At 47.5% G+C, this 21,719-nt stretch carries 19 protein-coding genes; 8 read left to right on the forward strand and 11 right to left on the reverse strand.

The window, feature by feature from the left end; genetic code table 11:
- Window positions 1-925: 925 nt before the first annotated feature.
- The 6 genes from ACCI49_RS12525 to ACCI49_RS12550 all read right to left on the reverse strand — a co-directional run bounded on the left by ACCI49_RS12525 (window position 926) and on the right by ACCI49_RS12550 (window position 7,087).
- Complete coding sequence (locus ACCI49_RS12525) at window positions 926-1,225, reverse strand: hypothetical protein (RefSeq protein WP_371839351.1); 300 nt, start codon at window positions 1,223-1,225, stop codon at window positions 926-928.
- 14 nt (window positions 1,226-1,239) lie between these two features.
- Window positions 1,240-2,805, reverse strand: a complete 1,566-nt coding sequence (locus ACCI49_RS12530) for a VCBS domain-containing protein (protein ID WP_371839352.1) — start codon at window positions 2,803-2,805, stop codon at window positions 1,240-1,242.
- Between the two features lie 489 nt (window positions 2,806-3,294).
- On the reverse strand, window positions 3,295-3,783 hold the full coding sequence (locus ACCI49_RS12535; protein ID WP_371839419.1) for an IS30 family transposase: 489 nt from the start codon (window positions 3,781-3,783) through the stop codon (window positions 3,295-3,297).
- Window positions 3,784-3,786: 3 nt separating this feature from the next.
- Window positions 3,787-4,056 (reverse strand): helix-turn-helix domain-containing protein, encoded by a 270-nt coding sequence (locus tag ACCI49_RS12540; protein ID WP_371839353.1) that lies wholly within the window; start codon window positions 4,054-4,056, stop codon window positions 3,787-3,789.
- A 190-nt stretch (window positions 4,057-4,246) separates the two neighbouring features.
- Complete coding sequence (locus ACCI49_RS12545; protein ID WP_371839354.1) at window positions 4,247-5,545, reverse strand: gluzincin family metallopeptidase; 1,299 nt, start codon at window positions 5,543-5,545, stop codon at window positions 4,247-4,249.
- Between the two features lie 537 nt (window positions 5,546-6,082).
- A complete protein-coding gene (locus ACCI49_RS12550) occupies window positions 6,083-7,087 on the reverse strand; it encodes a tRNA dihydrouridine synthase (RefSeq protein WP_371839356.1) in 1,005 nt (334 codons plus the stop codon).
- Between the two features lie 481 nt (window positions 7,088-7,568).
- Here ACCI49_RS12550 and ACCI49_RS12555 point away from each other — a divergent pair, with 481 nt between their 5' ends.
- From ACCI49_RS12555 to ACCI49_RS12565, 3 genes are read left to right on the forward strand one after another with little or no spacing between them, the layout of a single operon-like run.
- A complete protein-coding gene (locus ACCI49_RS12555) occupies window positions 7,569-7,802 on the forward strand; it encodes an OadG family protein (RefSeq protein ID WP_020414687.1) in 234 nt (77 codons plus the stop codon).
- 56 nt (window positions 7,803-7,858) lie between these two features.
- Window positions 7,859-9,649, forward strand: a complete 1,791-nt coding sequence (gene oadA / locus ACCI49_RS12560) for a sodium-extruding oxaloacetate decarboxylase subunit alpha (protein ID WP_371839357.1) — start codon at window positions 7,859-7,861, stop codon at window positions 9,647-9,649.
- A gap of 16 nt (window positions 9,650-9,665) precedes the next feature.
- A complete protein-coding gene (locus tag ACCI49_RS12565; protein ID WP_371839358.1) occupies window positions 9,666-10,982 on the forward strand; it encodes a sodium ion-translocating decarboxylase subunit beta in 1,317 nt (438 codons plus the stop codon).
- Between the two features lie 458 nt (window positions 10,983-11,440).
- Here ACCI49_RS12565 and ACCI49_RS12570 read toward each other — a convergent pair whose 3' ends face one another.
- A complete protein-coding gene (locus ACCI49_RS12570; protein ID WP_371839359.1) occupies window positions 11,441-12,094 on the reverse strand; it encodes a hypothetical protein in 654 nt (217 codons plus the stop codon).
- Between the two features lie 107 nt (window positions 12,095-12,201).
- Here ACCI49_RS12570 and ACCI49_RS12575 point away from each other — a divergent pair, with 107 nt between their 5' ends.
- Window positions 12,202-13,089 carry a LysR family transcriptional regulator gene (locus tag ACCI49_RS12575; RefSeq protein WP_371839360.1) on the forward strand — a complete coding sequence of 296 codons (888 nt, stop codon included), beginning with the start codon at window positions 12,202-12,204 and terminating at the stop codon, window positions 13,087-13,089.
- A 69-nt stretch (window positions 13,090-13,158) separates the two neighbouring features.
- Here the strand turns inward: ACCI49_RS12575 and ACCI49_RS12580 are convergent, their stop codons facing one another.
- Entirely contained in the window at window positions 13,159-13,785 is a 627-nt protein-coding gene (locus tag ACCI49_RS12580; protein WP_371839361.1) for a hypothetical protein, read from the reverse strand.
- A gap of 239 nt (window positions 13,786-14,024) precedes the next feature.
- On the opposite strand from ACCI49_RS12580, the gene djlA reads away from it, so the two are divergent.
- The 3 genes from djlA to ACCI49_RS12595 all read left to right on the forward strand — a co-directional run bounded on the left by djlA (window position 14,025) and on the right by ACCI49_RS12595 (window position 16,485).
- Window positions 14,025-14,807 (forward strand): co-chaperone DjlA, encoded by a 783-nt coding sequence (djlA, locus tag ACCI49_RS12585; RefSeq protein WP_371839362.1) that lies wholly within the window; start codon window positions 14,025-14,027, stop codon window positions 14,805-14,807.
- A gap of 82 nt (window positions 14,808-14,889) precedes the next feature.
- A complete protein-coding gene (locus ACCI49_RS12590) occupies window positions 14,890-15,201 on the forward strand; it encodes a BolA family protein (protein WP_371839363.1) in 312 nt (103 codons plus the stop codon).
- 441 nt (window positions 15,202-15,642) lie between these two features.
- Entirely contained in the window at window positions 15,643-16,485 is an 843-nt protein-coding gene (locus ACCI49_RS12595; protein WP_371839364.1) for an OmpW/AlkL family protein, read from the forward strand.
- Window positions 16,486-16,921: 436 nt separating this feature from the next.
- On the opposite strand, the gene ACCI49_RS12600 is transcribed toward ACCI49_RS12595, so the two are convergent.
- Together ACCI49_RS12600 and recQ are read right to left on the reverse strand one after the other, a co-directional pair.
- Window positions 16,922-18,433, reverse strand: a complete 1,512-nt coding sequence (locus tag ACCI49_RS12600; protein WP_371839365.1) for a CoA-acylating methylmalonate-semialdehyde dehydrogenase — start codon at window positions 18,431-18,433, stop codon at window positions 16,922-16,924.
- A 100-nt stretch (window positions 18,434-18,533) separates the two neighbouring features.
- Entirely contained in the window at window positions 18,534-20,336 is a 1,803-nt protein-coding gene (gene recQ / locus ACCI49_RS12605; protein ID WP_371839366.1) for a DNA helicase RecQ, read from the reverse strand.
- A gap of 151 nt (window positions 20,337-20,487) precedes the next feature.
- On the opposite strand from recQ, the gene ACCI49_RS12610 reads away from it, so the two are divergent.
- The gene (locus tag ACCI49_RS12610) at window positions 20,488-20,919 is read left to right on the forward strand and encodes a hypothetical protein (RefSeq protein ID WP_371839367.1); all 432 of its coding nucleotides are present in this window, start codon (window positions 20,488-20,490) and stop codon (window positions 20,917-20,919) included.
- On the opposite strand, the gene ACCI49_RS12615 is transcribed toward ACCI49_RS12610, so the two are convergent.
- On the reverse strand, window positions 20,900-21,712 hold the full coding sequence (locus tag ACCI49_RS12615) for a glutaminyl-peptide cyclotransferase (protein ID WP_371839368.1): 813 nt from the start codon (window positions 21,710-21,712) through the stop codon (window positions 20,900-20,902). The genes ACCI49_RS12610 and ACCI49_RS12615 overlap by 20 nt on opposite strands.
- Window positions 21,713-21,719 lie beyond the last annotated feature (7 nt).

The raw sequence follows: 21,719 nt of genomic DNA on the forward strand, positions 1-21,719 counted from the left end.
TTCACGGATGGAGAGGAAGCGACAACCACCGATCAGAGCGCTGCTTGATCAGACTGGCTAAACACCAGAATTGACAATAACTCGCTAGAAATCTGTAATAGGGGAGGTGAGTTGACGGTGCAGTACAAGGTCTCCCGATTAACCTGCTGCCAATCAAGGGCTACCTCGACCTGGACTTTTGGTGCCTCGGAAGCGAAGCTGGATAAGCTTAGCAATAAGATAGATATGGAAAATACAGACAAACTTGGCTTTATTAAGGTGTCTTTTTTCATCCCTGAAAGCTTCTTATTTGTGTTAAGAGTAGGTTAATACTGAATAGCTATGGGTTAGGCAATTTTTATTGAGAAGTATTATCAAAAATAAGAGTGAATTTAATTTCCTAACTCATCAATAGGAATGAGATAAGTTGACTGTTATAGGGGGTAAAGGGGGCTTACCGAGATTGCAGTGCCGTTTTGAGAGGTGCTGGCTGTAGGGTATTATATTAGGCTTGATAAAAAATATTAGTTGAAAATGTCATTGGTCACATGTATGCGAAATTACAAATGAATTAATTCTTAATAATTGTAACTGGTGTGAAATTTTTTTCTTCGGTCTGCAAATGCTACCGCTTATCGGGTTGTTAGATTGAACGCTTCCTTCACGGGGGCTGCTGTGATAAGGGGTACCGCATGGATCTTATGAAAAATCTAGAAGTGAGTTCTATATGGTTTGCAAATGAAATCTTAGAGCTATTCGCTTTGTTGTAAGTAGCTCCACAACAAATTTATCTGCTGATTGGTTTAGTCTTGAGCTTGCCTAGTTTCTAAAGAAGAATATTTTTCAGAGCTAGAAATGGTTGAATTATAAAATGAATTGGAAAGTATGCAGGATGGTTCGCAACCACCCTGTATTTATCTGAACTAATCCAATTTATCAGTTTAACTTATCTTTCTCGCTCAAGCTCCAATTTCTGGGATTCCCGAATACGAATTCGTTGCTTAGTTTCTCTATCTCCACGAATTCTTACTCTTTCTCCAGACTTCATACCTTTATCTTTAATCTCCTTGGCATCTACAAAGTAGTATTTTCCAGTATTCTCATCCTTAATCGAGTATCGGTGGTCTATCTCTCCGGTCTCAAAATTCTCAGATATTTCCTCTTCTAATACACCAGTGATAGTCTCCTCTGCTTCTGCATAAGATATCAACGAAAGGGTAATGAATAATGCAGCCAAGTTTTTCATAGATATCTCCTAGATTACTGGTTTGTATAGTTGACGGAAATGGTAGCACTGCTTTTATCTGAATTTCTTGATTTAAACTCCATAGTTACCCCGGCAGCAGTATCAGTAAAAGAATCGCCAGGTGCCTCCAAGGTGGCGACTTGGTTGGCAGTTCCTCCACTTAAATAGTGTATGGTAACCATGTTTGCATGGTGGGAGCGTGGATTAAGTATCTTGTGAGCGATATGATACTCAACATAGTAGTAATCTTCGCCATTACTGCTTCCATTGCTCTGGACTTTTAGAAGCTGAGGCTGGGAGCCACTCAGCTCACCGGCAGTAAGCTCAACTGCTTGAATTTCTACTTCACTGGTGGTGTTGAATGATTGCTCGACTGTAGTAGCGTAGCCAGGAAAACTATCGTACCAACCCATATATTCACGGTGGGCACTGCCGAACAGGCGTGACTCCCAGCTGTTGCCCATAAAGGCACCACCAGCACCGTACTCACTTTCACCTCGATCGTTAGTGTCACCGTCGTTGTTGTCATCATTACCCGCATGGCTGAGGCCAATATTGTGGCCCAGTTCGTGCCCCATAATTAACTGGTCGCTATCTGCGGTAATAATACTCCAACTGCCACGTACAGAAGCTACGCCAGTACCAACCAGGCCGGCGTTATTTGCAGTTTTGGGAAAAATATATACCCGATGCCTCCAGTTGCTTAGATCAACAGGACGGTTATTTGAATCCCTAAAGTTATTCTCGATCCAGTTAGTGGCGTTATCTCTCCAAGTATAACCACCATCAGAGTATTGGCCATCATTTGATGAGGCAGCACGGTTTTGAGCGTTCCCAATGCTCAGCACCCCTCCATTTTGATTATCGGGGATACTGTAGACAAAACAGTCAATGGAGCTATTTTCATTCTCTGCCTCTCCATAGCAGTATTGTGCAAGGGCTTGGTCATTACTAAGGTGACGTTGAAATTTCAGTTGACCGAGAGAGTTTTCCTTGTAAGTGTTATCCAGGGAATCTGTATCGTTGAAAGTCATATTGGCAAGCTGGGAAATACTTAGGTCGTCAGTAACCTCAGCATCTGAAAAATTCATCAGAATAAAAACGATACTGCTCTCGGTGGCTGCAATGGTTTGTATTGCAAGGGTAACGGAATGCTGATCGCCATTCGTCAGTTGAATTGTGATGATATCTTCTACAGATTGGCCATTGTTGAGGCTGTTTGTGGTGGTATTTAGCTGGTACTCCCAGTTGCCGCTATCGTAGAGCTTAAAGTGGCCATATTGACCTTCAATAGTTGCAGCCTGGAAAGTAGGACTTTTACTGTCTGTGTTCTCCAGCTTCAAAGTACCTTCAGCGTATTCGCTGGTGCCTACAACTAAAGTAGCCAATGGGCTATCCGGGTTGAATGTATATTCGCCTGTATCATTACTCCCCCCATTTGTTCCAGTATCTGATCCTGTATTGGTACCGGTGTCTGCTTGGGGGGTGTCTGTACTTTTACCACCACTGGAGCCGCCACTACAAGCGGCTAAGAGGGCGGATAAGGTGAATGCGGTAAATATCTTAAGTGAACCGTGCATTGCTCTCTCTACTTATTTCTAGATGCATTGGTAGCTGATGAAAAGAGGTATCTAGTGGACCCCTCTTATTTGGTACGGTTCCTGCAATTTGGCTCCTTGGTAACTTAAAGGGGGCAAATAGTCACCTTATGCAATAAATCAGTCCTCTTTATTGATGATAAGTAACTTAATAGAGCTTGAATTGAAGGCTTAGGGTTCACTTTCAGTATTTTTTACACGGCACATAAAATTATCTATTGATGACATTGCTTTGTGTTCTTAAGTCAGCTATGGGGGGATCTAGGGCTGACTTCTAGAGAGGAGTAATAGATTTAACGCTAGATCCCCAGGAATAAGTGACACACGCTTACCCACCAAAAACTCCAGTGGGCTCCAATAACTTAACAGGTGTTTATACGGGATACCGCTTCATCAATTTCTCTCTTTGAGAGCTTGCCGATCGCCATACCCTTTGGGAAAAACGTCTTAGAAGCCCGTTGCTATTTTCGTTCAAACCCCGTTCCCAGGAGTGATAAGGCTTGGCAAAGTAGCTTTGCACTTCAATGCTCGAGCTATTGATTTGTGGTCCACAAACTCTCCACCATTGTCGAGGGTGATTGTTTTACACATCGCTTTATAAGGCTTGAGCATACGCTTAATCCCCTTGCTCACTATCACCTTATTTTTTGTTGGCACCCGTACGTTAAGCAACAACTTTGAAACAAGCTCTACAAGAGTTAAAAAATAGCCATCTTGTCCATGGACAGTTTCGCCTTCCCAGTGGCCTAGTTCTTTGTTTTCATCAACAATCAAGGGTCGCTCATCAATGTCTACCCTCTCTGGTATTAATCGCATCCCAGCACCAGATTTATTACGCTTACGGTACGGCTTGCCCTTTCGTGGCAAGTGTGGACGCCAGTTGAACCGGTTGACCCAGCGGTAAAGGGTTGAACAGCTGACAGTTTTATCGCACTTCTCAAGCTGCATGCGGCCGGAAATTTGTTAAGGACTTGCATTTTTCAGCTGGTGGTCGATTTGCATTTTCATGGTGAAATCGAGCTTGGCGTACTTGTGCGCTCCATGGCGCCGCTGCAGCGTCTGCTGATGAGCGCTCTCGGCACAGTAGGGGTTGCAAGGATTTAGCTCACGGGAGATGGTCTTGTTAGATCGATTGAGCTGTAGCGCAATTGCTCGGGTTGAATGGTTCTGCCCATTGAGAGCCTCGATCTGGTATCGTTCCTTCAGGGTCAGCTGGTTGGTATGGATTTCCATGTGGTTCCTGGCTTGTTTGTCTCGAAGCTAACCAGCCTACAGCCAGCTGGCCCTCTTTGCTATTACCAAGTGTGTAGATTATTGTGGGAATCTAGGATATATATGTTAATAGAAATTTAGCTCAATGCCTTTCATTAGAATATCATCAATAATAGCTTATCCATTTAGCATTTCTGGCAAGCTGATTAAATTAATGCGGCTTCAAGCTTTCAAAGAATTCAAACGCATTGAATGAGTCATCTTGAAGTTTTCTTAAGCTGATATAAAATTCACTAGATAAGTAAGGCTCAGCTGTATTTAAGAACTCACTTGCCCCCGCCCTGGCTCCATTTTGCACTCTTTTAATATATAATCCCCAAAGCCCAAACATATCCATCGAGTCAAAATGCTCAAGTTCGTAGTTAATTGCATTCATTATAAGAAGTCCGCAATCATAGTGAAGCCTTGGGTTTTTCTTCGAGGAAGTTGAATACTGAGGTGAGCCTTTTAATGCAGAGAGACAAGCCTCTTGAGATCTTTTTAACTTATACTTAAAAAGCTCACTCTCATGAATTGCTTCGAAAGCTAAACCTGCAAAAAAATCTGCAGCACCCTCATGTACCCAATGATCCTTAAGATCACTGATATCTGCGCCCTCTCTTTGGAATAAATGTGCAACCTCATGAGAGAAAAACCAGAACACTTCATCATTGTTAATACCTTCAATGGCTTTGTCACCATACCAATGCAGAAATATCTGCTTGGGAAGGGTTCCACCTTTGTGTCCAAAAGTACCATCATTTGTCGAACTATAGGATGCAAAGAGGGCTGGCCTATATTCAAGCTCGCTCATGTTAAGAGCAAAGAAATTCATTAATAGCGGGAGCTGTGATGAGATTTCACTCTTTAGTACTTCTGGAAGATTTTGATCTATAACGCTAACAAAATTACTATCGTGCTGAGGAGTAGCTCTACCAACATAAACCTTTATGCCATCATCACCATCCACCCACTCTGCCTTTTCGGTATGGATCTGTCCCCGTACGACGATATTATCTGACTTAGCCGATTTAACCTTTATAGACCATTGATTATTCTGTGGCAGGCAAATATCAGCACAAGCAAAGAAACGACCAGTATGGAACAACATCCCTCCATCGGAGTATGGTGAAAAAGGAGCATACTCTTTTGGCAAGGAAGTATAAGTAGCCTCCAACAGGAAAGTAACCTGCTTAAACGACTCGCCATCGACTCTGGCAACTTTTTCTATATTACCATCGTATTTAAACCTAAACGCCTTGGAAGTGGGCTTCCACCGTTTTTCTCGTGAATTATCCGGAGATCTTTTAAACACTATACTCTTTACTGGTTTCAAAGAATTATAAGTAACAGACCAAGTACCTTTTTGGTTCTTCTCAAGAAAAATACTTACATCATTTGCTGTAACAATAGCACTATTTAGAAAAAAGATTACGATAGCAGCAAGTCTACACACAAACAAACTCTGCACCCCCTCTTACTTAGAGAACAGAAAAAGAAAGCAACTTTTTGTTATAAGCCCTCATTAGACCTCAGGATGACCTGCCAGTTCAACTCTTTGAGAAAACCTAATTGAAATTTCCTTGTGCTCAAGCAACAGTAAGTTATTTCTCGCCGAGTAAAGGGCTTACAAAGGGTACTAAATATAGTACCGTTCTAACAGTATTAGATTGGTTGATAAGCGACTCAATTTAATTATGGTGCTGAAGTAATAGAAGTAATAGAAGTAATAAATGGAGCCAATACTTTTCATGAGGAAACCTAAAGGAAGAGTAAGCCTGCTGTAGTGGTCTAATCCTTCCAGACTTTTTCGCTAAGATGGTAAAAAAATCTGGAAGGAAAAGCTTGTAAACTGAACTTAACCTGACAGAGCACATTCTGAAAAACCAGTAACTGTCAGATCAAGTCTGAGCTAGTGCACCTTAGCCGTCAGTTAATACTTTGTAGAGTAAATTGATAATCTTCTACGCTAACAAGTTAACGTCCGTGCAGGAGCTCTTTATTAACTTCAAGCAGCCTCAGTTTTCTCTAGGCCACCACAGCGCTCCTGGAAAAAGAGGTTCTCAATGTCTTCCGCTTCTCGCAAACGTTTAATTTTGTCAAAAAATAATTGAGCTTCAGGAAGGGCGAGTTTGAGATATGCCAGCCACTGTTTGATTCGGTTGCCCAGGTATTTAGCCGGATAGACTTCCCTGGTTGTTTGGTAGTACCCCCAGAGCAGTTCCAATACTTGCTGCCAGGCCATAGGGATATAGTTCTCCCCTGAACAATGGGCTTTAATCTGTAAGCCGAGGTCCGGCCTGGCCAAAAGGCTGCGCCCAAACATAAATGCGCTACAGCCTGTTACCTCGCGACATTGCTGAAATTCTTTGAGAGTCCAAATATCGCCATTGGCGATAACAGGTATTTCCAACTGTTGGCGAATTTCCCTGATATATTCCCAATAAGCGGGTGGCTTGTAACCGTCTACCTTTGAGCGCGCGTGTACTGCCAGTTCATTGGCGCCCCCCGCGGCTGCCGCCATGGCGTTATCCAGATAAGAGGATCTGTCATTAAAACCCAGGCGGATTTTAGCAGTAACCGGGATGTTTTCCGGGATGGCTCGGCGCACAGCGCCAACAATCGCTTCCACCCGATGAGGGCTTTGCAATAAGCAGGCACCGCCATCACTGTTATTGACGGACTTTGCCGGGCAGCCAAAGTTCAGATCGATAGCTTTTGCCCCAACAGAGACGGCTTTTATGGCATTAGCGGCCATAGCTTCCGGGTTTCCGCCCAACAGTTGCAGACGCACCGGGGTGCCGGTGGTTGTTTCGGCATTTTGCAGCAGCTCGGGACAGAGTCTTGTAAATACACGGCGGGGCAACCGGGTGTTTGTCACTCGCACAAACTCTGTGACACAGACATCGACGCCTCCGACAGTTGAGAGCAGTTCGCGCACATGGTGGTCGATAACTCCCTCCATAGGGGCCTGGTAAATCTTTGGCTGCTGGGAAACTGTCTTACTGGTCATAAAGTTGAAAACGGAGAAGTGAAGGCTAAAAGTTGGCGCATATTCTATCAGCTAGTTGGTTAGGTTTTGTAAAAACACTCATTCATACGTAGTTTTATTTAGGAGGATCAGCCTCTATGTGGAGGGGGTGTGCACTAAAATTGAGCATGTTGAACAATGCGTCACGGTTGCCTCTGAAACTATTAAGTGTTTGATTTTAAAAGCAACTTGTATTGATAATAGAAAATTGTTCAAGCTTCCATGCTGCTGAATGGGGCTCAGATAGTAGATAGTTTTGTAAATTGTGCCCAGGGAAGTTTTGGGGTGGTTGTATTTGCAAGTCTCGGGAATTAGATTGCGGGACGGGTAGGCACATGCGATAGAGGGTTTGAAAAGACTCCTGTAAGGGCGAGGCTGACCTCAAGCTGGCGCAAAAATTATAGGGGCAGGCACGAGTGGGGATGGTTTTGATCGCGCCTGAAAACTTAGGGGGAATAAGATAGTGCAAGATTTACTTTTTCAACAGGGACTGGATATTACGCTGTTCGGGATGGGGATTGTTTTTACTTTCCTGTTATTGCTGGTGATTGGTACCAGTATTATGTCCCGAGTTATCACACGTTATTTTCCCGAGGCCGAGCCGGCCGTATCTTCAACAAACTCCCCATCAGGCGATAACGCGCGTCTGCATGCTGTTATCAAAGCGGCAATCGAACAACATAGAAAAAAACGCTAGCCGTATTAATTCGCATCTGAACAACATTTAATCATTTCTGCCGAGAGAGATAACCCATGACTGAGGTTAAAAAGCCATTGGGGATTACCGATGTAGTCCTGCGCGACGCCCACCAGTCACTGTTCGCAACACGTCTGCGACTGGACGATATGCTGCCCATCGCGGAAAAACTGGATAAAGTAGGATTCTGGTCACTGGAATCCTGGGGTGGCGCTACTTTTGATTCCTGTATTCGCTATCTCGGCGAAGATCCTTGGGAGCGTATTCGTGAGCTGAAAAAAGCTATGCCCAATACGCCTCAGCAAATGTTATTCCGCGGCCAGAATATTCTCGGTTACCGTCATTATGCGGATGACGTGGTTGAAAAATTTGTTGAGCGTGCGGCGGAAAATGGTGTGGACGTGTTCCGCGTGTTCGATGCAATGAATGATATGCGTAACCTGAAAACTGCGCTGGCCGCGGTTAAGAAGCAGGATAAGCACGCTCAAGGCACTATTTCTTATACAGTGAGCCCAGTGCATACCATGGATCTATGGGTAGACCTGGGTCGTCAAATTGAGGATATGGGTGCGGACTCTATCGCCATTAAGGATATGGCTGGCCTTTTGCGTCCATACGAGGGATATGAGCTGGTGACTCGCTTGAAGGCGGCAGTGGATATCCCCATCCACATGCAGTGCCATGCAACGACAGGCCTCTCTACCGCGACAGCTCTTAAGTGTATCGAGGCCGGAATCGACAATGTCGATACGGCTATCAGCTCAATGTCTATGACCTATGGCCACAGCCCTACTGAAGCCTTGGTAGCTATTTTGGAGGGCACTGAGCGCGATACCGGGCTGAATATCAACCTGCTGGAAGAGATTGCGGCTTATTTCCGCGAGGTGCGCAAGAAGTACGCGAAGTTTGAGGGGTCTCTGAAAGGCGTGGACTCCCGTATCCTGGTGGCCCAGGTTCCGGGCGGAATGCTGACCAATATGGAGAACCAATTGCGTGAGCAGGGCGCAGGGGACCGCCTCGATGAAGTTCTCGAAGAAATTCCCCGAGTGCGTCAGGATTTGGGGTATATCCCACTGGTAACTCCCACCTCACAGATTGTCGGCACCCAGGCGGTGCTGAATGTGCTGACCGGCGAGCGTTATAAATCTATCTCTAAAGAAACGGCTGCTGTTCTAAAAGGGGAGTACGGCTCAACTCCTGCCGAGGTCAATAAAGAGCTGCAAACCCGTGTGCTCGATGGAGCAACCCCAGTAACTTGCCGCCCGGCCGACCTGATCACCCCTGAATTGGATAAGCTCACTTTAGAACTGCAGGAGAGGGCCGGCGAGCAGGATATTGCACTCATCAATGGAGAGAGTGAAATCGACGATGTACTCACCTATGCACTCTTCCCGCAGATTGGTTTGAAGTTCCTGAAAAACCGCAATAACCCTGATGCTTTTGAGCCGGTTCCAACCGGAAAGGAGAATAGTGCGGTCAAGAATGATAAAGGTGAGGAGGTCTATACAGTTACTGTAGAAGGGCAGAGTTACACGGTTACAGTTGCGGATGGTGGTGACCTGACTGGTGTTGCTCCGGTAAATGGTATTGGCCCTGTTCCTGCTGCTAATACCAGTCCAATATCTGCAACTGGCGGAGAGCCAGTAAATGCGCCGCTCGCAGGTAATATCTTCAAGGTAATGGTGAAACCAGGTGACCAGGTCAATGAAGGTCAGGCCATCCTGGTTCTGGAAGCTATGAAGATGGAAACTGTGGTGAGTGCTCCCCGAAGCGGCAATGTTGCCAATGTGGCAGTAAAAGAGGGCGATTCCGTGGCGGTGGGTGATGCCCTGCTGTCTATCGCATAGCAGGTAGGAGTCGCAAGTGGATAATTTAATCAGTCTTTGGCAATCGTCCGGCGTTTCTCAAATGGCGCCTGGCCAGTTTGTCATGATTATTGTGGGGCTGGGATTGCTATTCCTTGCAGTTCGCAAAAAATTTGAGCCGCTGCTGCTGGTTCCTATCGGCTTTGGTGGAATCCTGGCAAATATTCCTGGGGCTGATCTAGCACTTTCTGCTGCAGAGACAGCACTGACCCAGGGAGATGCTACTGTTCTGGCTCAGATGGCGCAGATTCTCGGCTTGGAGAGCGGGGCGAGCTTGGGGACATTGAAGGAGGCCTTAGGTAGTGCGCCAGCTGCAGTGCAGGTCCAGGCAGCAGAGTTTGCACGGGATGCCGGTTTCAACAATGGAATGCTGTACAATTTTTATTCGGTAGCTATTGCTTCCGGTGTGGCACCCCTGGTGATCTTTATGGGGGTTGGTGCCATGACGGATTTTGGCCCGCTACTCGCCAACCCTCGCACCTTGTTCCTGGGGGCAGCCGCTCAGTTTGGTATTTTTGCCACGGTGCTTGGGGCGGTTGGTCTTTCTGTAGCTGGGATTATGGATTTCTCAATTGCTGATGCAGCGGCTATCGGGATTATCGGCGGCGCGGACGGTCCTACAGCCATCTATGTCTCGAGCCTGCTAGCTCCAGATCTCCTTGGTGCAATTGCCGTGGCAGCCTATTCCTATATGGCGTTGGTCCCTATGATCCAACCGCCGATTATGCGTGCCCTAACTACAGAGCAGGAGCGTCGCATCGAGATGGTGCAGTTGAGGCATGTGAGCAAGAGAGAGAAGATTACTTTCCCACTACTATTGTTGATCCTGGTTGCCCTGTTTCTGCCGGCGGCGGCTCCACTGTTAGGTATGTTTTGTTTTGGCAACCTGATGAGAGAGTGTGGTGTAGTGGCTCGCTTATCCGACACTGCTCAGAATGCCCTGATCAACATAACTACAATTTTCCTGGGGCTGTCTGTCGGATCCAAGCTTGCCGCCGATAAATTCCTGGATCCAAAAACCCTTGGCATTCTCGCTCTGGGCATTATTGCTTTCGCTATTGGTACTGCCGCAGGTGTTTTGATGGCCAAGTTGCTCAATGTGTTTAGCAAGCACAAGGTGAACCCATTGATTGGCTCCGCCGGTGTCTCTGCTGTGCCCATGGCTGCGCGCGTGTCTAATAAAGTTGGGCTTGAGTCTAACCCACACAATTTTCTGTTGATGCATGCGATGGGCCCAAATGTGGCCGGTGTAATTGGTTCAGCGGTGGCAGCTGGTGTGATGATCAGTATGGTTCGCAGTCTTACTGGTAGTTGATATAGTTTGTTGCAATAAAAAGGCGAACCTGAATTCGCCTTTTTATTGCCTAATCCATAGCGAACGATTAAAAAGAATGCTACTAATTTATTTTTGACATAATAAAGTGAATTTCCAGATTAATAGCGCCTGGGGTGCCGGTATATTTTAGTGGACATTGATGGTTGTTCAATCGATAGATCGCTTGCTCTAAAAATTGTATTTCCTGTTTGAATAAAAAGTAGGTCCGAGTAGCCAGCAAGTATAATTTTGCCAGGCAAGTCGATAGGCTTACTATTGATCTGCAACTGATTAGACCCTTTGGGAATTATTTGTATTCAGTCAAAATTGTATTTGTTGATCCGGCAAATTAATAAGTTAACGGGTTGGCGTGGAAAATTATTTTTTTCCCCATTTTTGCTCGTAACCATCAGGTGGTAGGTCTCAGGTTTTGAATAATTAATGCGGGTTGACGCATTTTACTGAAAATCCTGTGTTTCCAGATACAGCTGCTTTTTGAAAGAGATACCTTCCATTGAGAGTTTTTTAGGCCAGTTTTTTTCTTTGAGTGGTTCAGTATTCCCAATATAAACATTTTTTATGAGAGAGCCGTTCGTTTTCACTTCTAATACTTGATCAAAGCTTGCGACAGAACCGATTTCATGAATAAGTAAGGCGGTGTTTTCAAGGTTAAGTAGGATGTAGTTTCCACTTGTCTGATTGCGTAGGTCTTGATCCAGGAGCTTTCTCTTAATGGTAAACTTGATAGGCTCGGAGATCGGCTTGCCGTCGCGCTCAAAGTGGCCAGTAAAAACCCTGGCATTGAATGCTTTGAGGTTACCGTTTCTCAGTTTGTTCAGGGAGAATCGCTCTGGCTCTAAAGTGATTAGTTTTCCATCAGCTGAAAGTGCTTCAATCTTTGACTGGTGATCAGTGTCTAGTGAAAGCAAAACCTGATAGCTATGGCGGCCACCATGCAGTGGCATATGAGAGGCGATCAGCTCACCGCCCACTGGGATTAAAGCCATGCCATGAATACCTATGGAGTTATCTTCTTCAGCAAACACTATTGGAGCAGCCAAAACCAGATAAACCACTCTTAGAAGGGTTGAGATTTTAGTTGTTGTCTTCACCTTTAAAATGATTTCCTTTACTGGCTATTGATACCATTTGGTTGGTTGAGATATTAGCGTTATATTAGTTACTAAACGATCCCTTTTTGTGTGGTATTATTTCCAAAATGGAAATAGTGGATCTTGAAAAATTTTTGGTTATAGCTGCCACTGAAAACTTGCAGCGCGCTGCTGACCGGCTGGACACAACGGCCAGTGGGCTTAGTAAGGCTTTGCGTCGACTTGAAGTGGAGCTTGATACGCGCTTGTTTGACCGGATTGGCAAGCAGCTGAAGCTCAATGATGATGGGCGGCGTCTACAGAGTCGTGCGGCTGAAATGGTTGCCACTGCCCGGCAGATCCAAGCGGAGTTGGGTGGTTCTGGCATACCGGATTGTCGAGTGGCCGCTCCAGCGATGCTCCAGCTTAATTGGGCGTTGAAAATCCAAGAAAAGTTAGCGGCGCAGCAACCCCGAGCCCGTCTATCAATCACTACAGCCTATGAATCTTTGGCCCTTCGAATGTTACTCCAGGGTGAGGTTGACGCGGCACTGATTACAGAGGCCATCTCGGCACAGGTGCCCTCTAATTTTTCTACACGCAGAGTAGGTTCGACAGCAATGTGTATTGCTGCTAGCCCAAACCATCCATTGGCGATAGCAAGAAAAAGAGGTGTGCCTGAGATTGAAGTACCGGTTACGACTATCCGAGAGTACTCATTTGCAGCACCTCGGAGATCACCATTCTGTGGTGAGGAGCGTGGAATAGGCAGTGATGGATGGCGTGAGGATCTCTTGCCGCGCAAAGTCCAGGTTGTGGTTAATGACTATGGGGTGCTCAGTTACTTTGTTATGAGGGGGGAGCTGCTTGCCTTCCTTCCAGAAGAGCTTATTGAGGAAATAGGGGCGGTAAAGTTGAGGGTCGCTGGAACCCGCCAAGATACCACTGAACACCTACTATTTGCCTGGAGGGGAGGGCGTGGGGGGTGGTTAGACCACCTGGCGGAATCCCTATGAACGTGAGCCGGTATTTCACCAGCAAGCAAGGCCCAATCTTGGCCTTGCGCCTTTTCAGGTATGATCACTTCAATCAGTTGGGGTGTGTTCAGTGGGGCAAGGAGTTCCCGCAGCAATCCATCCCTTCATTGCTTCAACCAACTTTTCGTGAGGAATGTTTACCGGTTGCCGCTTCCCCCCTGGGTTCCACCCCCAAAGTGAGAGGGGGTTCTGACTCATAAACTGCAACAGGTTTTCGGGGGAGCGCCCGCCATTGTCCTGGGGTGTCGTAAGCAGATTACAGATTTGTGCCGACGACATATGTGACCAGTTCAATGTGATAGGCGCCATAGCCCAGCCAGGTGCACCGGGAGCGTTTGTGACGGGATTGTTTTGGTTGGAGTGGCAGTTACTGCAACGCATAGTTCCCGAGCCCATATTATCGGGACCTCGCACCACGCGTGGTATATGGGGTGAGCCTTCATTAATGAGAGGCATTTCCAGCTGATGGCAATTCAGGCATCTGGGGTGTAGAAGAACCTCTACTACAGTCTCCCAGTCCTGGTGCCCCGTGCTGTCAACCTGAGAGTCTTGGCTCTGTACTTTGGTGGCCTGATCTGATCGGTCTTTTTGGTCTCCACACCCGGCTAACACCATTAATAGTGATGTGCCTAATGCTAGGTGGCGCAAGAAACGTGTCACTTGCCCGAGTTTCATTTAGCCTTTCTCCAATTCCGTTGAGAATGCTCGAAGCATAATTGTGGCAGAAAGGCAGCGGCAGCTTGAGCATTTAATAAGAAAGAGAGAAGAGCGATCTGACCATTTGAAGGCTGCCTCATTTGTGACCAATTGGTCACTCCTGAAAAGTGGCGTGCCGTTGCTCGTGTTATTATGTTCGCGTTTTTAAATAGATCTATCTGATACAGGAGCGCTGATTCGCGCTCAGAGGAGAGTATATGTCCTGGTTGGGGGCGGGTATTGGCGCCGGATTCGGATTTATGTTTGGGGGGCCTATTGGGGCAGCCTTGGGCGCCTGGGTTGGTAGCTCCTTTGGTTCAGGCCTACGGCGCCTTGGCGGAGCCAAGGCGGTACTGAACCGGGATGGAGCCCAAACCATTTTTATAGTCACTCTGTTTTCAATGCTGGCTAAGATGGCCAAGGCAGACGGGTTGGTATCCAAGGCTGAGGTTCAGCTGATTGAAGGGTTTATTCAGAATAACCTGCGTCTTGGGACGGAAGAGCGTAAGCATGCAATTCGTATTTTTGAGAATGCGAAGAGCGATAAGTACACCATTTATGACTACGCCAAACAGTATCGAATGCTGGTGCATGATCAGGCAATGCGAGAAATGGTTTACCGCTTATTGTTCGCTGTTGCCTACGCTGATGGTGAGTTACATGCTGCGGAGGAGCAGATTTTACGCCGGATCACTAGTGATTTGGGCTTGCACGAGACTCTTTTTGCCGCATTGCAAAATGAATTTGGACATCGTAGCGGTAGTAATGCGTCTGAACTGCAACAACATTATGCAGTACTTGGCTGCTCACCAGATACCACTGATAAGGACTTGAAGTTAGCATACCGTCGTAAGGCCGCTGAGTATCATCCAGACAAAATAGCTGCCAAGGGGTTGCCGGAAGAATTTATGCGCCATGCGGAAGACCAAATGAAAAGCATCACTGTTGCCTATGAAGCGATTGTTGAAACCCGGAAGCGTCAGGCAAAGGTTGTAAGCTGATTGTGAAATATTAATAACTTTTGTGTTTGCTTTGTAAAATTTACATTACAAACAGTCAGTCGATAAATTTTCGAGATATTCTATGAGTCTTGCACAGCAGATAAAAGATAAATTGAGTGCCACTTTTAATCCGCAGTATATTGATGTCCAATGTGAAAGCCACATGCACAATGTGCCAGTAGGATCTGAAATGCACTTTCGAGTGGTTTTGGTCAGCGAAACCTTTAAGTCAATAAGGAAAGTTCAGCGGCACCAGAAAGTCTATGCCGCTCTTTCGGATGAAATGGCGGGCCCTATTCATGCCCTTGCACTCCACACATACGCGCCGGATGAATGGGAGGGAGAAGCTCCTAAAAGCCCAGAGTGTCAAGGTGGAAGTAAAAAACAAAACTGATTTTCTGCACCAGAAGATGGCGTTGCTTTCCCTTCACGTTAATATCTTTCTACTTCAGCCGCACCAAAAAGCTATTCGAGTACTGTATATGGCGCCAGGTTCCACCGGAACCTGGCATTGTTCCCCACACTGCTGTCTGCTTTTGTTGTTCATAATCTGTTCATATTTCTACAGTTGAAATTTGTCGCTATGGAAATATTGCGGTGCTGAATGAAATCAGTAAATAAAATTAAACTAGGCACAAAAAAATACGTTTGGTTAAGCCTCGAAGTCAATAAATTCTGCGCCAGAAGATTTTCTGTCCGCCATATAAATATAAATCTAAGTTTATACGCCAACATTTGAACGTTTTTTCAACACCCGTAATTTCGTGCGACTAGACTGACCATTGATTGGGCTGATTGCTGTTTGATCTGCTGAATATCAATGGAGTTACCACAAATGAAGATGACGCGTATTCTGATCCCCGTAATGACGCCCCTCGCCTTAGCAATCTCTAGTGTCGCTTCGGCAGGACCTGCTGGCTATGCCCCACCTCCCCCGCCCACCCAGGAGTTTAAGATCCGTATTGGTGCTGCTTACATTTCTCCGAATTCGGATAATGTGACCTTTGCTGATAGTTTGCTCATCTGGCCGGACCCCATTAATCCTGAATTTAATCGTCAATGGGGTGCTTTTCGAGCTAACATCGACCCAAGTGACGAATGGGGCTGGTTTATTAATGCCGAATGGAAGCCAATGGACCACTGGGGTGTTTCATTGAGTTACACTGATGGTGACCGTCATTCAGGTGGACATCGCCGTGGTTGGCATGATCGGTTTGGCCTGCCTTATGACGGCCGTCGCCGTAACTTTGCCCGCTGGGAGCCCCAGATGACGGCCGCATATCTGAACTGGTATCCCTTGGACCCTAGTTGCCTGATACAACCTTATATGGGAGTTGGTCTTAACTATACCGATTTCAGTAGTGAGCGCCTAAGACACTGGGGTTGGATTAACCCATTTACTAATAGAGCTGAAGATTGGCCTGGTCGGCTTAATTTGGGTGATAACTGGGGATACACTTGGCAGCTGGGTGTTGACTTTAATTTTGGTCATGATAGCAGCTGGCTGATTAATCTTGCTGTTATCTATTACGATGTTGATACTGACATTGAAGTTGATACATTCTTTACTGATGTTCCAAGACAGCAAAGCTATCGTCATAGGTTTGGTGGTGATTATTTATTTGACCCTTGGGTCTTTAATATCGGTGTAGGTTATAAGTTTGATTTCCACTGGTAATCATTCTTATTTTTTAAAAAAGGGCGCATGGCGCCCTTTTTTTATCGATAATTACTGGTAGATAATAATCTTAGAAATGTTGAGGGTTAAGGGGAAGCCCCTAGTTTAAGTTGGTTGCTTTTCTCTTGTCGGAAATTAGGCGGTTTTTAGAGGTGCCCTGCCTTGTGTTTTTATGGGATAAATTGAAGAGAAGGGCAGCCGCTGCTGATTAGTTTAATTAAACGGACTGAATACCCGGAATAAATATTACCGAATGTACTGTGGGAATAGCGGATATGGTTGAGTTTGATTTTCCGTTACCTAGGTTGGAAGTAAAGAAAACGCTTCTCGTGACACGCTGTGAATACATCCCTGTAAGCTTGTAATCAACATCCATGCCTTATGCGGCCCCGAGTAAATTGCACTCTTCCTCTCCGCTTTTTTAGAAATTTAGGCGTTATCCATTACTTGGGAAGCTAAATTGTACCCCTTCTCTTACACCGCTCGTTGGCCAGCGCTGAGTAATGGTTTTACGTTTCGTATAAAAACGGACTGAGTCCGGGCCGTAAGCATGTAAGTCGCCAAAGAGTGAGCGCTTCCAACCGCCAAAACTGTGATGGGCGACGGGAACGGGAAGGGGGACATTGATACCCACCATACCGACTTTAATATTGTCACTAAAATAACGGGCTGCTTCTCCATCGCGAGTGAACAGGCAAGTTCCATTTCCGTATTCATGGGCATTAATGATGTCCATAGCTTCCTGCATGGTTTCTACCCGAACAACACAGAGGACCGGTCCAAATATTTCACTGCTATGGATTACCATTTCTGGTTTTACATGGTCGAATAAGCAGGCCCCTAAATAATTGCCCTGTTCAAAGCCAGGGACCTGTAATTCCCGGCCGTCCACTACAAGCTTTGCTCCCTCCTCTATACCTTTGGCGATAAGGCTTTCCACTTTCTTTAAATGGGAGGGTGTTACCAGTGGGCCCATATCGTTTTGGTTGTCCATGCCGTCGCCGACTTTGAGTGCAGAGATTTGCTGCTGAAGCTTCGTTACAAGGGCATCAGCTATGTCGTTACCTACGGCGACAGCAACTGAAATGGCCATACAGCGCTCTCCACAGGAGCCGTAGGCGGCTCCCATCAGGGCAGCCACGGTATTGTCCAAGTCGGCATCCGGCATAATGATTGCGTGATTTTTAGCTCCGCCAAAAGCCTGGACCCGTTTGCTGTGGGCAGTGCCGGTGGTATAGACATATTCAGCGATTGGGGTGGAGCCTACAAAGCTTACAGCCTGGACGCGCTTGTCAGTTAGCAGGGTATCTACTGCTTCCTTACCGCCATTTACTACATTTAAAACGCCCGCTGGAATGCCGGCTTCGATCCCCAGTTCGGCAATAAACAGGGCTGATGAAGGGGTTCGCTCAGAGGGTTTGAGCACAAACGTGTTGCCGCAAGCAATAGCCATAGGCCACATCCACAGGGGAACCATTGCTGGGAAATTAAATGGGGTGATGCCGGCGCAGACACCTAAGGGCTGGAATTCACTCCAGGTGTCGATGGCTGGACCAACATTTTTACTGTGTTCACCCTTGAGCATCTCGGGGGCGGAGCAGACATACTCAATATTCTCAATGCCGCGTTGCAACTCCCCCATCGCATCGTTCAGCACTTTACCATGCTCTTGAGTGATCAGCTCGCAGATCTTTCTCGCATTTTGTTCCAGTAGGTCTCTCAGGCGGTACATAATTTGTACACGCTTGGCAGTGGGGAGGTTGCGCCAAGCTGGGTAGGCGGCTTCTGCAGCGACGATGGCTTCTTCCACGGTAGCTTTACTGGCCAGTGAGATCTTGCCGATGACTTCATTCGTGGATGGGTTGGTGACATCCAATAGTTGGGAATTTGTTGGTTTACTGTCGTTATGAATCAGCGCGCCGTTAATCAGGTGTCCGATTATTTTCATAAGTTTCTCTCGCTCGGGAATTATGCTTTATTTTTACTGCTTTCCGCCTTTTTAACATAGGTAAACCCAAGGTGGAAAAAGTCCCGATGAGTGGAGAGCTTTATTGTTTGGGAAAGTCACGCAAAACGGCGAGAAAGGCATCGCCAAAACGCTCCAGCTTGCTGTCACCTACACCGGATACTGCCAGTAATTCATTTCGCGTTTGGGGATGTGCTTTTATCATGCTGCGCAAAGTGGCATCGTGAAATACTACATACGGTGGTACGCCGCGCTCTTCGGCCAGTTGCTTGCGGCAGTTGCGCAGGGCCTCCCATAGCGGCTGGTCTGCTGGGCCCAGGTCTTCGAGGGTGGATGAGTTGCGGGTTTGCGTGCGTTCTGCCTTTGGCGGTAACTTGCGAAGTAATAAAGTCTCTTCACCCCTCAAGAGCGGGCGGCAGATTTCTGTGAGCCTCAGCCCTTGAAATTCCCCCTCAACCTCAAGGTACCCCCTTACGATAAGTTGTCGGACCACCGCGCGCCATTCAGTACCGGAAAGGTCTTTGCCAATGCCGTGGGTGGAAAGTTGATCGTGGGCAAACTTGCGCACTTTTTCATTTTCTGAGCCGCGCAGTACGTCGATTACATGACTGGCGCCAAAGCGCTGGCCAGTGCGGTACACACAAGAGAGCAGTTTAACTGCTGCCTCACTACCATCCCAGGTTGCCGGGGGTTCAAGACAGGTGTCGCAGTTACCACAGGGCTCTGCCAGCTCCTCAGCGAAATAGCGCAGCAATGATTGGCGGCGGCAGCTGGTGATCTCACACAGGCCCAACATGGCGTTAAGGCGTCCGCGTTCTTGACGCTTGTGCTCTTCACTGCCTTCAGAGGCCTCGACCATTTGTCCGAGCTTCACCACGTCCTCCAGGCCATAGAGCAACAGGGCTGTGGATGGCTCGCCATCGCGACCTGCGCGACCTGTCTCCTGGTAATAGGCTTCGATGCTTTTAGGTAGATCCAAATGGATAACGAAACGCACATCCGGCTTGTCGATCCCCATACCAAAGGCGATGGTGGCTACAACGATCATTCCTTCCTCACGGAGGAAGCGGCGTTGATGCTCTGCACGGATTTCTGCTGGCAGGCCGGCGTGGTAAGGCAGGGCAGGGTAGCCCTGCTGGCTCAGCCATTCGGCAGTGCTCTCCACCTTGGCGCGAGATAGGCAGTAGATAACCCCGGCATTGTCTTTCTGGCCGTTATTCAAAAATTGTAGTAACTGGCGGCGCTGGTTGTCTTTGGGCTCAATGCGATACTGGATATTGGGACGGTCAAAGCTGCTAACAAAATGCCGGGCAGCTTCCAAGCCGAGCCGTTGGGCAATTTCTGCACGAGTACGCTTGTCGGCAGTAGCAGTTAAGGCAATGCGCGGCACCCTGGGAAATTGTTCGTGCAGGCAGTTTAACTGGAGGTAGTCGGCGCGGAAATCATGGCCCCACTGGGATACACAGTGGGCTTCGTCAATTGCGAACAGGGATAACTCAATGCGCTGTAGCAGTGAGAGCGTACGAGGTTGCAGTAGACGTTCCGGTGCCAGGTAAAGTAGGTCCAGCTCGCCGTGCAACAGCTGCTCCTCTATGGAATGGGCTTCGTCATAGGGCACCGAGGAGTTCAGGAAGGCTGCGCGAAGGCCAGCCTCCTGCAGCGCTTCCACTTGGTCTTGCATCAGGGCTATCAGTGGAGAAATCACCACACCACAACCGGACCTGGCCAGTGCGGGGATCTGGTAGCAAAGGGATTTGCCGCCGCCGGTGGGCATCAAAACCAGCGCGTCGTTGCCTGCCATCAGTGTATTAATTACCTTTTCCTGTGGATCGCGGAAATGGGTGTAACCGAAGACGTGCTCGAGAATATGTTGTGGGGAATTCATGGCGGCGGAGTATACCCTGCGGGGCGGTTTTGTGTGGTGGGTTTATTTGTCGGTTTTCCCTTGAAATAAAATGCAATGGCAGTTTTCTTTTGTGACGTGATTCGCGGTTTATAATCCCACTCTTTCACAGCGACTGGTTAAGGATAGGGCTATGCGCACTTTGATCCTGTATTTTGTGTTGTGGTTGACTGCTCTAGTAGGGCTCCTGGGTTGCTCCTCCAGTACCCCGCGTAATTTAGCGCAATCAGTTGTGGCGGATACCCACCTGGGTTGGCGCTCTGCACCGGAAAACCAGTTGGCGCTTTCCCTGGCAACTGCATCAGGTATTGCACAGGTGGAGCTGCAGCCACTACCTGAGAGCTTCACTCTGGTTACTCTTGAGCTTCCCGGCATGCGGAAGGTGGAAGGGGTACAGTGGAGGGATGGGAATGGCCAGTCCACTTTGCTCTACGATGGGGAGATTGGGTTGGATGGCGTCAGTTTACAGAGTCACGGACATGGTTTTCGCCTGCAGTTGCAGCTTTCTTCCATGGACTATATCCGTGCTGGTGGTGTGCTTACGGTTATTGACTATTGGCGTTGACTTCTGAGGCTGCTTTCGTTTTAAAGCCAAGCCCCTCGGGACGAATAAGATAGATCTGTTTCCAGTATTTTCCCGTTACCCACAGTCCGTTGCGAGCCTTGTCCCAGGCGATACCATTGGCGACGGTATCCGGATGGCTGCGTATGTCCGGGCTCAGTGCTATTAGATCGATAGCGCCGCGCACTTCGCCAGTTTGTGGGTCGATGGCAACAATGCGGCTGTCCTGCCAGATATTGGCCCAGATCAGGCCCTTGGCAAATTCGAGTTCATTCAGGTTGGACCATTCCTCCCCTCCACCTTGAACCTTAAGGCGGCGAAGCACCTCGAAGGTATCCGGGTCACGGAAAGTCAGCTCGTCACTGCCGTTGCTCATAATCAGGTATGTACCATTGCTGGTAAGTCCCCAGCCTTCACCACTGTAGCTGAGGACTTCCAGGTGATGCAGATCACTGGCTCTGTATATATGTGCCTCACCCGCTTTATAGGTCAGCAGGTAGAGCTTGTCTCCAAGAACCGTGAGGCCCTCGGCAAACAGTTTTCGGGGCAGCCATTTGCGTCTTACGGGCTTTGTTGTGGGGTCGGTATACTCGGCAAGCCAGGAGTGGCGGTATAATCCGCTACTCTCCCACCAGCGCTGGCCGTCAAAGAAAAATCCTTGGGTGAAGTGATTCCCACCGCGCAGGCGCTCTTCCAGGATGGAGTATGGGGTCAACTGGAGTTGCGCCTCTGCCGCCAGCGGCAGCAGGATAGAAAGTAGTAGCAGTGTCCAACTGCGAATTCCAATTCGGTACATCAATAAT

The organism is Microbulbifer epialgicus (assembly GCF_041447265.1).
GTDB classification, from domain to species: Bacteria; Pseudomonadota; Gammaproteobacteria; order Pseudomonadales; family Cellvibrionaceae; genus Microbulbifer; species Microbulbifer epialgicus.

Coding starts and splice junctions, on each gene's coding strand:
- ACCI49_RS12600 (WP_371839365.1), bottom strand. CDS start 18,433: ATGAAAATAATCGGACACCTGATTAACGGCGCGCTGATTCATAACGAC.
- ACCI49_RS12550 (WP_371839356.1), bottom strand. CDS start 7,087: ATGACCAGTAAGACAGTTTCCCAGCAGCCAAAGATTTACCAGGCCCCT.
- recQ (WP_371839366.1), bottom strand. CDS start 20,336: ATGAATTCCCCACAACATATTCTCGAGCACGTCTTCGGTTACACCCAT.
- ACCI49_RS12575 (WP_371839360.1), top strand. CDS start 12,202: ATGGAAATAGTGGATCTTGAAAAATTTTTGGTTATAGCTGCCACTGAA.
- ACCI49_RS12595 (WP_371839364.1), top strand. CDS start 15,643: ATGAAGATGACGCGTATTCTGATCCCCGTAATGACGCCCCTCGCCTTA.
- oadA (WP_371839357.1), top strand. CDS start 7,859: ATGACTGAGGTTAAAAAGCCATTGGGGATTACCGATGTAGTCCTGCGC.
- ACCI49_RS12530 (WP_371839352.1), bottom strand. CDS start 2,805: ATGCACGGTTCACTTAAGATATTTACCGCATTCACCTTATCCGCCCTC.
- ACCI49_RS12580 (WP_371839361.1), bottom strand. CDS start 13,785: ATGAAACTCGGGCAAGTGACACGTTTCTTGCGCCACCTAGCATTAGGC.
- ACCI49_RS12610 (WP_371839367.1), top strand. CDS start 20,488: ATGCGCACTTTGATCCTGTATTTTGTGTTGTGGTTGACTGCTCTAGTA.
- ACCI49_RS12615 (WP_371839368.1), bottom strand. CDS start 21,712: ATGTACCGAATTGGAATTCGCAGTTGGACACTGCTACTACTTTCTATC.
- ACCI49_RS12590 (WP_371839363.1), top strand. CDS start 14,890: ATGAGTCTTGCACAGCAGATAAAAGATAAATTGAGTGCCACTTTTAAT.
- ACCI49_RS12525 (WP_371839351.1), bottom strand. CDS start 1,225: ATGAAAAACTTGGCTGCATTATTCATTACCCTTTCGTTGATATCTTAT.
- ACCI49_RS12540 (WP_371839353.1), bottom strand. CDS start 4,056: ATGGAAATCCATACCAACCAGCTGACCCTGAAGGAACGATACCAGATC.
- djlA (WP_371839362.1), top strand. CDS start 14,025: ATGTCCTGGTTGGGGGCGGGTATTGGCGCCGGATTCGGATTTATGTTT.